This is a genomic window from Desulfoferrobacter suflitae (genome assembly GCF_022603395.1).
Classification (GTDB): domain Bacteria; phylum Desulfobacterota; class Syntrophobacteria; order Syntrophobacterales; family Syntrophobacteraceae; genus Desulfoferrobacter; species Desulfoferrobacter suflitae.
Genome location: NZ_JAIBKA010000017.1, coordinates 19,549 through 34,293 on the forward strand (window position 1 = coordinate 19,549; position 14,745 = coordinate 34,293).

18 protein-coding genes are annotated in these 14,745 nt (G+C 52.5%); 15 read left to right on the forward strand and 3 right to left on the reverse strand.

The features are described from left to right. Positions 1-75 precede the first annotated feature (75 nt). The 5 genes from K1V27_RS21045 to K1V27_RS21065 all read left to right on the forward strand — a co-directional run bounded on the left by K1V27_RS21045 (position 76) and on the right by K1V27_RS21065 (position 5,903). Positions 76-345, forward strand: a complete 270-nt coding sequence (locus K1V27_RS21045) for a hypothetical protein (protein ID WP_258932223.1) — start codon at positions 76-78, stop codon at positions 343-345. A 147-nt stretch (positions 346-492) separates the two neighbouring features. Next, positions 493-2,850 carry a heavy metal translocating P-type ATPase gene (locus tag K1V27_RS21050; protein ID WP_258932224.1) on the forward strand — a complete coding sequence of 786 codons (2,358 nt, stop codon included), beginning with the start codon at positions 493-495 and terminating at the stop codon, positions 2,848-2,850. 349 nt (positions 2,851-3,199) lie between these two features. After that, positions 3,200-4,363 carry a lytic transglycosylase domain-containing protein gene (locus tag K1V27_RS21055; RefSeq protein WP_258932225.1) on the forward strand — a complete coding sequence of 388 codons (1,164 nt, stop codon included), beginning with the start codon at positions 3,200-3,202 and terminating at the stop codon, positions 4,361-4,363. 54 nt (positions 4,364-4,417) lie between these two features. Further along, entirely contained in the window at positions 4,418-5,605 is a 1,188-nt protein-coding gene (locus tag K1V27_RS21060; RefSeq protein WP_258932226.1) for a thioredoxin domain-containing protein, read from the forward strand. After that, the gene (locus tag K1V27_RS21065; RefSeq protein ID WP_258932227.1) at positions 5,592-5,903 is read left to right on the forward strand and encodes a DsbA family protein; all 312 of its coding nucleotides are present in this window, start codon (positions 5,592-5,594) and stop codon (positions 5,901-5,903) included. The genes K1V27_RS21060 and K1V27_RS21065 overlap by 14 nt, the downstream gene beginning before the upstream one ends. Here K1V27_RS21065 and K1V27_RS21070 read toward each other — a convergent pair. Further along, positions 5,900-6,241 (reverse strand): YnfA family protein, encoded by a 342-nt coding sequence (locus tag K1V27_RS21070; RefSeq protein ID WP_258932228.1) that lies wholly within the window; start codon positions 6,239-6,241, stop codon positions 5,900-5,902. The two genes, K1V27_RS21065 and K1V27_RS21070, sit on opposite strands and share 4 nt — an antisense overlap. 394 nt (positions 6,242-6,635) lie before the next feature. On the opposite strand from K1V27_RS21070, the gene K1V27_RS21075 reads away from it, so the two are divergent. The 6 genes from K1V27_RS21075 (at position 6,636) to merA (ending at position 9,976) form a co-directional block, all read left to right on the forward strand. After that, positions 6,636-7,073, forward strand: a complete 438-nt coding sequence (locus tag K1V27_RS21075; RefSeq protein WP_258932229.1) for a heavy metal-responsive transcriptional regulator — start codon at positions 6,636-6,638, stop codon at positions 7,071-7,073. A gap of 2 nt (positions 7,074-7,075) precedes the next feature. Continuing rightward, positions 7,076-7,342: a thioredoxin family protein gene (locus tag K1V27_RS21080; RefSeq protein ID WP_258932230.1), complete on the forward strand. Its 267-nt coding sequence runs from the start codon at positions 7,076-7,078 to the stop codon at positions 7,340-7,342. Positions 7,343-7,728: 386 nt separating this feature from the next. Further along, on the forward strand, positions 7,729-7,950 hold the full coding sequence (locus K1V27_RS21085) for a MerR family DNA-binding transcriptional regulator (protein WP_258932231.1): 222 nt from the start codon (positions 7,729-7,731) through the stop codon (positions 7,948-7,950). Further along, entirely contained in the window at positions 7,940-8,134 is a 195-nt protein-coding gene (locus K1V27_RS21090; RefSeq protein WP_258932232.1) for a MerR family DNA-binding protein, read from the forward strand. The genes K1V27_RS21085 and K1V27_RS21090 overlap by 11 nt, the downstream gene beginning before the upstream one ends. A 21-nt stretch (positions 8,135-8,155) precedes the next feature. After that, a complete protein-coding gene (locus tag K1V27_RS21095; RefSeq protein ID WP_258932233.1) occupies positions 8,156-8,524 on the forward strand; it encodes a MerC domain-containing protein in 369 nt (122 codons plus the stop codon). A gap of 18 nt (positions 8,525-8,542) precedes the next feature. Next, the gene (gene merA / locus K1V27_RS21100; protein ID WP_258932234.1) at positions 8,543-9,976 is read left to right on the forward strand and encodes a mercury(II) reductase; all 1,434 of its coding nucleotides are present in this window, start codon (positions 8,543-8,545) and stop codon (positions 9,974-9,976) included. Positions 9,977-10,206: 230 nt separating this feature from the next. On the opposite strand, the gene K1V27_RS21105 is transcribed toward merA, so the two are convergent. After that, complete coding sequence (locus K1V27_RS21105; protein WP_258932235.1) at positions 10,207-10,578, reverse strand: response regulator; 372 nt, start codon at positions 10,576-10,578, stop codon at positions 10,207-10,209. Continuing rightward, positions 10,538-12,322 (reverse strand): ATP-binding protein, encoded by a 1,785-nt coding sequence (locus K1V27_RS21110; protein ID WP_258932236.1) that lies wholly within the window; start codon positions 12,320-12,322, stop codon positions 10,538-10,540. Before K1V27_RS21110 ends, K1V27_RS21105 begins: the two co-directional genes overlap by 41 nt. A gap of 398 nt (positions 12,323-12,720) precedes the next feature. Here K1V27_RS21110 and K1V27_RS21115 point away from each other — a divergent pair, with 398 nt between their 5' ends. The 4 genes from K1V27_RS21115 to K1V27_RS21130 all read left to right on the forward strand — a co-directional run bounded on the left by K1V27_RS21115 (position 12,721) and on the right by K1V27_RS21130 (position 14,687). Continuing rightward, positions 12,721-13,065, forward strand: a complete 345-nt coding sequence (locus tag K1V27_RS21115) for a hypothetical protein (protein ID WP_258932237.1) — start codon at positions 12,721-12,723, stop codon at positions 13,063-13,065. 181 nt (positions 13,066-13,246) lie between these two features. After that, complete coding sequence (locus K1V27_RS21120; protein WP_258932239.1) at positions 13,247-13,675, forward strand: hypothetical protein; 429 nt, start codon at positions 13,247-13,249, stop codon at positions 13,673-13,675. A 156-nt stretch (positions 13,676-13,831) separates the two neighbouring features. Beyond that, on the forward strand, positions 13,832-14,185 hold the full coding sequence (locus K1V27_RS21125) for an SHOCT domain-containing protein (protein WP_258932240.1): 354 nt from the start codon (positions 13,832-13,834) through the stop codon (positions 14,183-14,185). A gap of 67 nt (positions 14,186-14,252) precedes the next feature. Then, complete coding sequence (locus K1V27_RS21130) at positions 14,253-14,687, forward strand: hypothetical protein (protein WP_258932241.1); 435 nt, start codon at positions 14,253-14,255, stop codon at positions 14,685-14,687. Positions 14,688-14,745: the final 58 nt, after the last annotated feature.

A 14,745-nucleotide genomic window follows, 5' to 3' on the forward strand; every position in this document is an offset into this window, starting at 1 on the left:
AACAAAAGCCTTGACCTGGAAGCGAAGATTAATTATTAAAAGACTACCATTTTGATAGGGAATTGAGAGTTCCTCATGAAAAAGAAATTGCCGCTTATTGTTATATTATTAATACTTGGCATCGGGTTGCTGCACGTGGTCTCTGCACCAGCGGGAGATCATGGGTTTAGTTACCCGGAAGGTCTGCATTGTTTCAGCCCCTGCCACGCATTCATCCACACCGATATTGAGCCTTACGGTTTTTTCGGTTCTTTTTTGATCGGTTGGTTGCTACAGAAGAAGACTGATCCTCATCTCGATAATTATTTTCTCGCCCTCTTCAAACCCCCGAGATGCTCTCCCTGAATTGATTCATTTCTTCTGATAATTATTCTTATATCATGAATCGGCACCGGGAGTAAGGTTTCTCCAGAGTATGCCAGGTTTGCCGGTTCAGCATCATCAAATTTGCCGCCGGTAGTTTTCCCGGTCCATGAGATAAGGAGGACCACAATGGAAAGCGAACTACGAACAACGACTTGGGAAGGGAGGGTTGCAGGGTTGGATTGTGCCGACTGCGCCGCCACCCTTGCAAAAGATATTGAGAAACTGGAAGGCGTGAAGTCCGCTTCTCTCAATTTTGCCGTTGCCAAACTGACCGTCGAATATGATCCAAAGCTCCTTGGGTTGGAGCGAATTGAGAAGGAACTGAAAAGGGCCGGTTATCGCCTGGAACAAATGGCTGAACGGCACCGCCTCGTCCTTCTAGCTGAAGATATGTGTTGCGCCGACGAAGCGTCCATCGTTGAAAAGCAACTACGGAAGCTCCCTGGCGTGGCTGATCTGCAATTCAATACGGTGGCCGGGGAAATCACAGTTGAATACGAATTGGGACGGCTAAACCCGGATCAAATCATGCATGCGGTTTCGGCAACCGGGGTGAAGGCAAAATTCAAAGGGCGGGATGAGCCGATCGAGTCCTTTTGGGAGACACGCAAACACGAAATTCTAACTGCAGTTTCCGCAATTCTTATTTTGACTGCTTTTATAGGCTCCAGGGCCGGCCTCGGGCACTCGGTGACAGATCCTTTGTATATCCTGGCCATCCTGGCCGGCGGGTATTTCATTGCCAAAAAAGGGCTCCTGGCACTGAGGACACTCAACCTCGATATGAACTTTTTGATGACCATCGCCGTTATCGGAGCGGCCGCTATCGAGGAATGGCTGGAAGCCTCCGCCATCGTTATTCTCTTTTCTCTGGCGAACATCCTGCAGAACTACACCATGAACCGGGCAAGGAACGCCATACGCTCTCTGATGGAGATTTCCCCGACGCAGGTGGTGGTCAGAAGAAACGGCGGCGAAGAGAAAGCGGCTATTGAAGAGGTTCAATTGGGTGAAACCATCATCGTTCGGCCAGGTGAAAGAATCGGTTTGGACGGTAGGGTCTTGCAAGGATCGTCCCATGTCAACCAGGCCCCCATTACCGGCGAATCCATGCCGGTGGAAAAGAATCCGGGCGATGTCGTGTTTGCGGGGACCGTCAACCAACAGGGCTCGCTTGAACTGGAGGTAACCCACGACTACAGGGATACCACCCTCGCCCGCATCATCCATATGGTGGAAGAGGCCCAGGCGCAAAGAGCCCCGTCGCAAAGTTTTGTCGATAAGTTTGCCGCAGTGTATACGCCTGCCGTGATAGCCGCTGCCTTACTGGTGGCGTTAGTGCCTCCAATTGCTTTCGGCCTGCCTTTTACCTCTTGGTTCTATCGGGCTCTGGTTCTATTGGTCATCTCCTGTCCCTGTGCCCTGGTGATCTCGACTCCGGTTTCCATCGTTTCCGGCCTTACCACTGCGGCGCGCCGCGGTGTGCTGATAAAGGGCGGAGCCTATCTGGAAGCGGCTGGTTCCCTCAAAGTGATGGCCTTTGATAAGACGGGCACTCTTACCCGCGGAATACCGAAGGTGACCCGGGTCATCCCCTTGAACGGTCACAGTGAACAAGAAGTCCTGCGCATCGCGGCGGCCGTCGAATCCCGCTCCGAACATCACCTTGCCGCTGCCATTGTCGAAGCGGCTCAATCGACGGGAATCGCGATTCCACCCACGGTTGAATTTCAGGCCATCGCCGGCAAAGGAGCACAAGCCCGAATCAATGGAAAGCTGCACACCATCGGAAGTCACCGCTTCCTGGAAGAGGCAGGCCTTTGCAATGGCCAGGCTTGCAGCGGAATGCTTCAGTTGGAAAATGAAAGGAAAACGGCTGTCATTGTGGCTGATGAAACGGGAGCCCTTGGAATTCTGGCCATTGCCGACGAAGTCCGCCCGGAGAGCGAGTCGGCTTTGCAGGAGCTCCGGTCGTCTGGAGTCGAAAAGATCGTAATGCTGACCGGTGATAACGAGGGAACGGCCCAGGCGATTGCAGAAAATCTCTCAATTGATGACTTCTACGCAGAACTATTGCCCGCAGACAAGGCGGCAATTGTGAGCCAATTGGTGCAGACACACGGCAAGGTGGCCATGGTGGGCGACGGGGTTAACGACGCTCCACCCATGGCCGCCGCCGACATCGGCATTGCCATGGGCGCCATCGGCACCGACACGGCCCTGGAGACCGCAGACATTGCCCTGATGACCGACGACCTTTCGCGATTGCCTTTCCTGATCCGGCTCAGCCGAAGGACGCTGCGAATCATCAAGCAAAACATCGCCTTTTCCCTTTTGGTCAAAGCGGTTTTTATCGGCCTGGCCATTCCCGGGCTGGCTACTTTGTGGATGGCTGTAGGAGCGGATATGGGCGCTTCCCTGTTGGTTATCTTCAATGGCTTGCGGCTGCTGGCTCAAAGGGATGTCGCTTCGGCGGCGTCCTGAAATGCTGAGCACTGCTAAGAAGCAGTATTAACCGAACCAAAGAAGGAGGGGGAAACCGTTGGTTGACGGCAACTTATGGCTGAAGAGGGTGAGGTGGTCTATTTCTGTTGTAATAACACTAAGAGTAAGAATTCTGAGGGGGACAAGAATTGCCATTTTGGGCTGTGCAACCTGTGTTCTCGCCACCGGTTGCGCCACCCCTTCGGCCTATCAGATTCCACCTGAAACAAACCTGTCGAGTCTCGATAAGGTTCTTTCTGTGTCGCATTTCGAGCCGCCCGAGCGAGCTGAATTGGATTTGCTGAAATCTTCCGGCAAAGCTGAGCTGATCATACCAGAGCATCGCGCTGTGAATGCATGGGTTGAGCGCTATACGGGAAAGCAGCGTCGCAGTTTTGAAGCGACTCTCGAACGAGCTCGCCATTACGTCGTTCCCATGCAGAGGATTTTCGTCGAGAAGGGACTGCCAGGGGACCTTGTTTTTTTGGCGCTGGTGGAAAGCGGTTTTTCTCCAACAGCACGTTCGCCTGCCAATGCGGTCGGCATGCACCAGTTCATTGCCGCAACCGGCAAGCGTTTCGGGCTGGAGCACACCAGATGGGTTGACGAGCGTCGTCATCCTCTGAAGTCGGCCCGAGCGGCAGCCGAATACCTTTCTTTCTTATACGACATGTTTAATTCCTGGCCGCTGGCCCTCGCCGCCTACAACTGTGGGGAAAACGCGGTGCAAGACGCCATCAAGCGGAGTGGACTGAAAACCTACTGGGAGTTGATCGAGAAGGGATATTTACCCAAGGAGACCCGCCAGTTCGTGCCCAAAATATTGGCCGCTGTTCGCATTTTGAGACGGCCCGACCGGTATGGGCTCGACTATGACCGTGGCCAGTGGAATCCCCTTTGTGAAACAGTATCAGTACCAAGTGGCTTGAGCCTCGCCTGGCTGAGCAAACGTGCGGGAATACCCTTGGCGGTGCTGAAAAAATGCAACCCCGAGCTGTGCACTGTGAAAACGCCGGCCGATCAGTCTCAATACGGGCTATGCGTGCCTACTGGAAAAGGAGAAATTGTCGCCGCACTGGCGGGATCCGGAGACACATCGAAAAAGCCGGCCATGATGGCCCACAAGGTCAACCCGGGTGACACCCTGTACGCCATTGCGAAAAGATACGGAATCTCCGTTGCGGCACTTGCCGCCGAAAATCGCATGAAGCCTTCACAACCGCTAAAGATAGGTCAACTGCTGACCGTCACAGCGAGAACGGCGATTATGGCAAAAAAAGATCGGCAAAATGGAACCTCTTCGACAAGAAATGAAATCAGCGCGCATTCGGCGCGAGTTTGCCGGTCCGGCTTTTATCAGGTGAGACCGAGCGATTCGCTTTGGACAATTGCCCAACGTTTTGGCGTTCCCTTAGAGCAGCTTCGCTCACACAATGGGATCTCGCGAGCTGAAACATTACGTTCCGGAGATAGTCTGCGTATTTGCGGCATCACTGCCTATTCAGGAAGTTAATGGGTGAAGCTCAGGCTATGGTTTGGTGCAAATTAGAAGGGACTATTTTCCATTATGATTAAAGTAATCAAACAACACAGCAAAATAGCTTTATTGATTTTGTCAGCCTCGGGTTTGGCCATTGCAGCACTATCCGGCCTTTCAGCGCATATCGACTGGCTTGCGAGCCTGTGCACACAAGGCGGGAGCGGGTGCAGGGAAACCGCCGGCTTCGCCATCCTGCGTCTGCCGCTATGGCTTTGGGGCGGGATCTTCTACCTAAGCATGCTCCTGATTATTTTACGAGCTCCGTCTTTCACATTTCTGTGGGCTGCCGCGGCATTCGGTCTTGAGTTCAACCTGCTGCGAATTATGTTCGCGATAGACGTTATTTGCCCCTTCTGCTTGGTGAACTTTGCCGTCGTACTTTTTCTTGTTGCAGCCTCTTTTGAAAGAAGCACCTTGTGGCAGAGCTTGAGCGTCAGCCTCGCCGTTTGTTTGATCTCCTACACGCTGCTCGTGCAACAAAATGAATCGCTATTGAGTGGTTATCAGGGGAATAAAACGGCGATCATTGCCAGGGTTAGAGATCAAAAGATCAGCAGTGCTGAATTGGAGTCTGCGACAGCCGCAAGGACCTATCCTTTGGAACGAGAAATCTATGAGCAAAAGAAAGAGCAGCTTGATCGGATGATCACCGGCATTCTGCTGCAACAGGAAGCAGACCGACAGAAGGTGCCGTTGGAAGAACTGATCAAACAGTTGGCCAAAGCTCGCACAGTGCAGATTAGCGAGAAAGAAATCGATGATTTTTATGCCCGCAATGAAGCACAATGGCGGACCTCGGGTGCACCTAAGGCGGAACTCAGGGCGCGTATAAGAAACTATCTAATGCGGCAAAAAACTTATGAAACCGTGGCAGATTACGCTCGATCCCTGGCCCCTGAGGAAGAAGTCGTCTCATACCTGCAGGAGCCGCCACCTCCTATGGCCGGATTAGATGTGGATGATGCTCCCGCACTGGGACCTCAAGATGCGCCGGTTACCGTCATCGAGTTTTCAGATTATCTTTGTCCGGCATGCCGCAAAATGCACGAGACGACCCGAGTAATCAAGGAGATGTACAAGGACCGGACCAGGTGGGTTTTTAAGGATTTTCCCCTGAGCCGACACAAGTGGTCGAAAAAGGCCGCCGAAGCCGCCCGATGCGCGGGGAGAACAAGGCAAATTTTGGGAATATCAAGATATTTTGTTTGCCGGTGAAACAGACCTCAACTCACTGCAGTTGAAGCTATATGCCAGGGATTTGGGACTGGATACGGAGCAATTTGGCGCATGTCTGGATACAGGAAGGTATGAACGGACTATTGAACGAAACCTGGAAGCGGCTAAGAAAGCCGGGGTCAATTCAACGCCAACGTTTGTCGTCAACGGCGTTCCCGTCATCGGGCCGCTTGAGGTGGCTCGATTCAAAGATCTTATTGACTTTGAGCTCGGCAGGCAAACAGATAAACTCGCTCGAGATTCCAGAAGCCGCGCAGGCTCGAACCTGACTAACTAACAGCTGCGGGGCCAATACATGATGATGGCAACACCTGCCAAAGCGACCAATCCTCCTATGATGTCAAACCTGTCGGGGGCTATTCGGTCGACTTTCCAGCCCCACAGGATGGAGAGCACGATGAAAATGCCGCCATAGGCGGCATAAACCCTTCCAAAATGGGCCGGCTGCAAAGTGGGGATAACCCCATAGAGTACCAGCACCATAGCCCCGGCAAGTCCGTAGCCTATTGGCTTTGCTTCCCGCAGCCACAGCCAGACCAGATAGCCGCCACCGATTTCACATAGCCCTGCCAGAATGAAATAGCAAAACGATTTGGCCGCTTCGACAATAGCCATCTATCACTCCAATCGAATTTAATTTGAGATTCTGTGATACTATGGGCAAGCCATCGGATTTGTAACACTTTAACAACTATTAAAGCTCATCTTTGAAGAACGGTTATTGCCTAGCGCCCACTCCCATGTGAAACCAATGGACCATGCCACCCAGGAGGGCCGAACCGCTGCTAGGGCAATCCAGGAATTCGCCATCATTATAACCTCGGCAACTTGCCGGCCGAATTGTTTAATTCACCTGGCGGCTTTAATTCAATACAATTACGGGTGGCCGCTGTGATCCCGACTGTGCGGCGGATCGGAGTAAGGATGCGCTCGACGGATCTTTTTTCACATGCAGGCCTTGACCTTATACTTGGGTAGAAGGTTTACCTTATGAGTGAAAGGACAGGCAATGATGCAAATCGGCGAACTTGCAAAGAGAGTGGGCGTCAGCACCCAGACGATTCGCTACTACGAGCGGATCGGGCTGTTAGGGAAAACGGCTCGAAGCCCATCCGGCTACAGGCTCTACAGCGAAGAAACGGAAAGGTTCCTGCGATTCCTCAAGAAGGCGCAGAAGCTGGGATTCACTCTCCGTGAGATCAAAGCCATCTGGGAAATCAGAGCCACCGGCAGGAAACCCTGTGGATACGTCAAGCAACAGGCGGAGAAGAAAGTTCTTGAGCTCACTCAGAAAATCAAGGAGTTCGAGGAACTTCGTCAAATTCTGATCGAGATCCAGAAGGATTGGGACACGCCGAAGCTCTCCCAGCCAGACGAAACCCGTTGTGTCTGTCCTCTCATCGAAGGTACCCAAATACTTCAACAAGATAAGCGCAAAGGAGGCTAACCATGGCAGAAAAACGAAAAGTCGAGGTCTTTATCGCAGGTTGTCCGGTATGCCAGGGAGTGGTGAACATGGTGAATGAGCTGGCATGCCCTCATTGCGATATCACCTTTTACAATCTCAACGAGAATGAGGGAGTAGAACAGGCCAAAGCCTACGGAGTCAGCTCGGTCCCTTCAGTGGCGGTTAATGGGGCGCTGCTCGAGTGCTGCAAGCACCGGCCCATCACCAAGGAAGATCTTCAAGCTGCCGGCATCGGCAGGCCGCTTTAGTCCCTCGGGGCCATTCGATTTCTAACCACCAATTTTCAGAACTCCGAGCTCCCGGTTGTGTGGCCACGGTCCGACCGGGGCTCGGAGCGGCGTTTTGGTAAGTTTCAGGATGCCAATAGCTGGAATTCCGGTCTTACAATAAATCGCTTTTCCGGTTTCAAATTCGAACAACTTGTCGTCATTGCAAGGAGCTCTTTGTTACACCGCCGCAGAGAGAATCCCTGCGGACCCCAACACACATAACCCACAGGCCAGGTTACCCGCAGTTCTTCCCCCTCGATCACCTCCAAAGCATCAGCCAAGAATGCCGGACTTTGATTTGTGGCACCCCCCTTGACTCCGTATCTTGGTACAGTGCTTACAATTCAACATGAAAGGTAGCTGATATGAAACAGCTGACTATAGGCATAGTAGCCGAAAGAGCCAATGTTCACGCTGAGACCGTGCGCTGTTACGAACGCCGGGGACTCATTACGCAACCGGCCAAGAAAGAAGGCGGCTACCGGATCTATAGCGAGGACACCATTGCCCGCGTGCGCTTTATCAAGCGCTCAGGAGCTTGGATTCACCCTGAAGGAAATCTCGGAGCTGCTTTCTTTGCGGGTTGAGCCCGGAGCCACCTGCGGCGATGTGCAGGCGCGCGCCTTAGCAAAAATTGACGAGATCGACCGGAAGATCCGAGCTCTGCAAAAAATCCGAACCGCCCTCGAACAACTGCTGCCGGCATGTCGGAGGAAAAACCCGATAAGTGAGTGCCCCATACTCGAGATGCTCGATTCCAAAGATCTGTGATAGCGCCAATGGAGGTGAATCATGAAAAACCTGCACCTGGAAAAATTCGGCCTGGCCGGTTCGCTTTTCGCCCTGATGTGCTGCCTCGGGTTTGGACCCTTGATTGCCATTGTTTCGGCGGTCGGTGCGGGCTTCATCATAAACGATGCGATTCTTGCCCCGCTTCTGTTTTTCTTTCTGCTGCTCGGGGCCGTGGGACTTGTGATCACCCGGCGAAGGCACCGCCGTTGGAGCCCGCTGGCAGTGCACCTGGCTAGCGCGACGGCAGTGGTGATCTTCACTTTCGTTCTCTATGTTCCTGCAATGATCTGGATTGGAGTCCTGGGGCTTTTGGCCGCAATTTTTTTGGATTTCATGTTGGGAGAGCGGGCTGTGCGGCCCGGTCCGTAACCCTATTGGAGGTGAATCATGAATCGGTTCGATTGTGATCTCTTGATACTTGGCGCTGGTTCGACCGCATTTGCCGCGGCACTGCGAGCCCAGGAACTGGGGAAAACGGCCATTATGGTTGAGCAGCGCACGATTGGGGGCACTTGCGCCAACCGAGGGTGTCTGCCATCAAAAAACCTGATCGGGGCGGCTGCGGTGATGCACGAAATGCGCCACTCTCGGTACCCCGGCCTGAATCCGTTGGGTATGGATTTCGATTTTAAAGAGCTCATTGGGCAGAAAGATCAGCTCGTTCAGGAATACCGCAAAAAGAAATACCAGAGTCTGGTGGGGGATAAAATACGTACGGAAACGGGCCACGCGGAATTCATTGACGCCCACACCGTGCAGGTCAAAGATAAGCTGCTGAGTGGCCGAAAGATTTTGATCGCCACGGGAGCGCGTTCTTTCATCCCCCCAATTGAGGGTATCGAGCAGGCGCCTTTTTTGACCAGTGATCTTCTTGGTAGCGGCGAATCGATGGAACTGACCGAATTCCCGGATTCGCTTCTGATCATTGGCGGTGGATATATCGCACTGGAGCTGGGGCAAATGTTCCAGCGTTTTGGCACAGCAGTTACGATACTGGAACGCAGCAGCCAGTTGTTGGTCTCCGGCTACGAGCCCGAAGTAGGAAAAGCCATCGCCCGCATACTGACTGACGAATCTATCCGCATTGTAACGAATGCAACCGCCATGCAGGTGGAAAAAACCGCAACCGGGGTCACGGTTGTTGCTTCGATAGCAGGAGACGAGGAGCGTTTTTCAGCTGAGCGCCTGCTCATTGCGACCGGGCGAAGACCGAATACGGATCGAATCGGCATCGACCGCGCGGGAGTTCTGCTCGACGAACACGGAGCCGTAAAAGTGAATGAGCGTCTACAAACCAACATAGCCAACATTTTTGCGGCGGGAGACGTGATCGGCCGTGAGGCCGGCAGCCAGATGGCCACTCCGGTGGGCAGCCAGGACGGGGGCATTGCCGCGCACAACGCGCTTGCAGGCAAAGAGCTCAAATCCGTCGATCACCGCGTCATTCCGCGCGTCATCTTTACCGACCCGCAGATCGCAATGGCTGGCATGACCGAAGAGCAAGCGGAGGCTGCAGGACATCGATGCTGGTGCAACACCCTGCCCATGGCTCTGGTGCCGCACGCCAGGGCGCTGCGCGACAGCCGGGGCATCATCAAGATGGTCGCCGATGCGGAAAGTAACGAAGTCCTCGGAGTTAGCATGGTCGGTAGAAATGCCGGGGAAGTCATCCATGAAGCGGCAATGGGGATACGCTTCCATGCAAAACTGGATGATTTCATCGACCTTCTTCATGTGTTCCCTACCATGGCCGAGGCGTTGAAAATTGTTGCCATATCACGTTTCAAGAATCCGGAAAGGCTTTCCTGCTGCGCCCAATGATAGAAAAGTAGAATGGCGGTGCGAGTAAATTGAAAAGGGCGATTCTTGACTGACTCGGGTGGAAAGAGACGATCGGGATTGTGCATAGTTGGTTTTGAATCTCAGAAAGTACTATGGCACTGGTCGGTGTTTCGATCTTATTGCACTGGCCGCATACCTGAAGCGCCCCAACGGCCTCAAAAGATCTGTCATAGCAGCCGTTAGGCTGCTTCACTTCAACCGTCTCCTCTTTATTTCAAAACCCGCTCCATGACCGTCTTTAAGGCTTTGAAATCGAGCGGCTTGGTCAAGTAGTCGGAAGCTCCCGCTTCTAACGCCTCCGCTGCCGAAGTAACAGATGAATAGGCCGTCATGATGACCACTGGAAGTTTCGGTTTGAATTGTTTGACTCGCCTAGTGGCTTCTATTCCATCCATTACCGGCATTCGTACATCCATAAGGATAAGGTCAACGGGATGGGTGCGCACGTATTCAACAGCTTTTTGTCCATCGCCTACCTGCATCGACTGGTAGCTCCAATCTTCCAGGAAAGTGGCGAGCATCAAGCAGTGTGCAGAATCATCATCCACGACCAGCACCAGCGGCGGTTTCTTTTCCGTCATGTTGGTTCACTCCTTTCTGCTCAAATCGAGAGAGAGTCCGGGAGCTTGGGTCTTCCGAGAGGGGCAGACGAACTGTGAAAGTGGTTCCTTGGCCCGCGAGGCTCTCCACTTCAATGGTTCCTCGATGGGCTTCCACCAATTTGTGTACATTGGCCAGTCCCAATCCAACTCCCCGCGGCTTGGTGGTGAAATAGGGATCGAAAAGATGCGGGAGGTGCTCTGCCGCTATGCCTGTTCCGGAGTCGCTTATCTGGAAAATGACTTCATTTGAGCGCATAAACGAATTGATCTTGAGTGCACCCCCGGTTTCCATGGCCTGCAGGGCATTCAAGTATAGATTCAGGAGGACCTGTGCAAACCTGTCGGCATCCAGCTCCACCTGCAGGTCTTCGGGATCGATTTGCCACTGGATGCTTACTCCCTGGTCCCCGGCCTGCTTCTCCACCAGTTGCAGGCTATGGCGGATCAACTCGCGGCAGCTGAATGTCTCTTTGTTAAGCTCGGTTGGTCGGGAAAATTCCAAAAGATCCGTGATAACGCGGTCGAGCCGGTCGACCTCCTTTTCCATAACCGCAGCGAGGCCGCTGCTTCGCTCATCCTCTTTGCACCTGGTGGCAAGAATGATGGCAAATCCCTTGATGGAGCTCAAAGGATTTCGAATCTCGTGGGCAACGCCGGCTGCGAGCTGCCCCAATGCGGCAAGCCGCTCACTGCGTCGGAGCTGATCCTCCAACTGCTTGAGTCGGGTCAAGTCGCTGAAAAGAAAGACATGCCCGGAAGTCTGCCTTTCCTCATCACGAATGATGGCGGCATTGACCAGCAGCGGTGTGGACCGAGAATCGTTTGCCGAATATTCAACTTCCTCTTCCAATATGGCGCCTTCACTCTCCAGCCGCTTTGCCATACGAAGAAAACAGGGGAACTGGTCAATGCGGCCGGTTATGGCTGAGGAGTGAAGAATTTGCTGAGCCGCTTGATTGACCCTTTGAATGTCGCCTGCTTTGTCCGTAACCAGAAGACCCACCGGCAGCTGACCCGCCAATGTTGAAGTGAATCGTTCCATTTCGTGCAAAGATCCACGTGCCGAACGATAGTTTTGCATCCAGACAAGAGATATGATTCCCGCAGCGCCAGCCAGAAACATCACGAGAAAAAGGACATAGGTCTGCTGCATGTCCTGGCGAAGTGCTGCTTCAAAAGGAGAGGGATCTAACCCAACGATGGCGAACATGTTATCATTTACAGGTGCACCGGGTGCCAGCCTGCAGGACATGTTCCCCTGGCCTCTTTTTTTCTGTCTATACCAAGGGCTGTATGCGCGGATCACTTCAAAAGACTTTTCTCTTCCTCTGATATAGCGCTGGAGGATCTGTCCCGGTTGTGGAGCGACAAACGGCAAAATGCTGCCCACCCGATCGGCACGGCTGTCGGCGATCACCTGCCCTGCCGAGTTGACGATCGCCACATAAAGCACATCCGGCTGCTGAGCGGTCTCTTCCATCAGCACCTGGACCTGCCTTTGGCCCCATCCCATGCCCATCATTCCGGTGCGACTACTGGCCTCCAATGAATCGACAAGAATGTTCGCCTCCGAAAGCAGCGCCCGCTCCATGAATACCTTTTCTCTATGGATGTTCTTGGAGGCCAGAAAAATCAGAATGGCTGCTAGAATGCAGACCGAGCCAATGATCATCCAGGGCGAAAACCATACCCAAGGTTTTTGCTTGTAAAAACGAAGCTCCATAGTGAATCTCTCCTGAATACTCAATAACCATTTGATGTAACATTATTTAGCATAGTTTATGCCACGAGTGAAACTGGCAAGCAAAGTCGATACCTGTCCGCCTTGTGCGGCAAAAAGTGCGTAAATTTTATCCACCAGGAAGACCATTTATTGAAAAACTGGATAATTATTATCCAGTATAGTCGATCCATAAAATGCACGAACGAATGCCATTAGCCGTCGTTGAGACAATAACAATGTGATTTAAGTATCTTACAATAACAACGAGAGAGATTGGCACGGCTTATGCTTCATCTTAACGGCAAGTCCGTGTACAAATGGAGATGAAGGACCAGGAACCTACCTTCCGTATTGGTGCACAAGTGACACCGGAAGAATTTTAGAAAGGAGAAAGAAAAATGACAAAGACACTTTTCATCGTAACCGCAATTGCCATCCTTATGGCCGTGGGTCTTGGGCTTGGTTACGCTCAGACCGTCGCTCAGGGGTATGCCCAGGGTGGCTGGTACTGCCCATGGCACAATCAGGCGATGGGCCAGGGATATGCCCAGCAAAATACCGGTGGATGGTATTGCCCCTGGATGGGCGGTGGTTATCAGCAAGGTCAAGCCCGCGGCACAGGATATGGCATGATGGGCCATGGAGGCTGCATGGGCTACGGCCGGGGATATCGTGGCTGGGGACCGGGTTCGCCGTATGGTTCAGGCTACGATAACTCAGCAACACAAAACCAGATTCCTTGAGCAACGAACAGGGAGCAAGGAGCACAGAGCTAAAAAACCACATTTTCATCCAGTATTTGTGAATGATTAGCAGTGGCAGTTTGTATGAACCGGCAAATGATAAAAATTCAGAGAGTGAGGATAGAAGGCTGCAGCAAAACGTGTGTGCCCTTAATAATCCTGCAGAATAAAGGAGTAAATTATGAAAAAGACAACATTGGTTGTATCGATTTTTGTGCTGGCAATGGTGCTTGCCATCCCCGCTGTATATGCGCAGCAGCAGGGCGGCTGGACCTGCCCGTGGATGGCGCAAGGATACCAGGGCGGCCAGGGAGGCTGGTATTGTCCCTGGATGGGAGGAGGCATGGGCTACGGAAGGACGCCAAGCAGACAAGGACAAACCCAACAACAATACGCACCCGGTCAAACCCCTGGCAAACCATTAACCCAGGAACAGGCCAAGACGCTGGTTGAAAATTACGTGAAGAACACGAACAATCCCAACCTGAAGTTGGGTGCTTTTTCTGATAGGGGAGACGTGTTCGAAGCGGATATTGTCACCAAAGATGGTTCTTTGGCAGATAAGATTCAGGTGGACAAAAACACCGGCTGGTTTCGGTCCGCTTACTGATGCGTGTCGGACTCTTGTACTTGAACCTTAAAAGGACGAATAAGCCGGACGTCAAACCCCGGCTTATTCGCTCATTGATATGCGAACGATTTTAGCAATGAGGCCCTGTTCAGCCGTTTTGTTGATTGGAAGAAATGAAGGGGGAAGAAGAAAATCATGAAGTACTATAAATGGCTGTGGATAGTGACTCCAATGGCGGTTTTATCCCTGGTTTTTGCCTACGGTGAAGCCTTGTCGCAAACGCCCTCATGTCCATTTTGGGGGATGGGACCAGGAATGATGGGCGGCACATGGGGCTGGATTGGAGGTATTTTTATGATTCTTTTTTGGGTCCTGGTCCTGGTCGCATTGGTGCTTTTCATCCGCTGGCTGGCCGGCTCGGGTAGGATGAGCAGCGGCGCGCAACCTCCCGCTGCATTCGAGTCGCCTCTGGAAATTCTGAAAAAGCGTTACGCCAGCGGAGAAATCAACCAGGAGCAGTACCAATCCATGAAAAACGATCTTCAATAATGGAGCGCGATAAGAAAAAAAGAGCATTCTCCCGAGTTTTCAGGATGCTCAATGAAAGGAGAAGACTGTGAGAAAAGGTATCCTTGTGGTTCTAACGATGCTTTTGATGGTGGGAACGGGCATGGCGACGGCACAGACCAAGAGCGGAGAAGAACAAGCCGCACAACAGCTGCAGGCAGCGACGGAGCAGAGTGCGACGAGTGAGAACAAAGTGGAGCAGGGCGCAAAAGATGAAGGGAAGAAGGACCAGGAGAAGATGATGTGTCCCTGCATGAAAATGATGATGAAGCAGGGTCGGATGTGCTGTGGGGCCATGAAGGAAATGCAGCAAAGCATGGGGCAGATGGGAAGCATGATGATGCAGAACAATATGCTGATGATGCAGCAAATGCTTCAGCAACAGCAAGGACAAATCGATGACTTGCGCCGGCGCCTGGACGCCCTCGATAAGCAGGAAGAAAAGAAAGGTGAAGAAAAAGAGGGGAAGCGTTGGAAAGAGTAGGAACTCTTTCCGTATCTCCTGGTATGAGCGCTTCTCCTGCAGCGAATGACCGGGTACG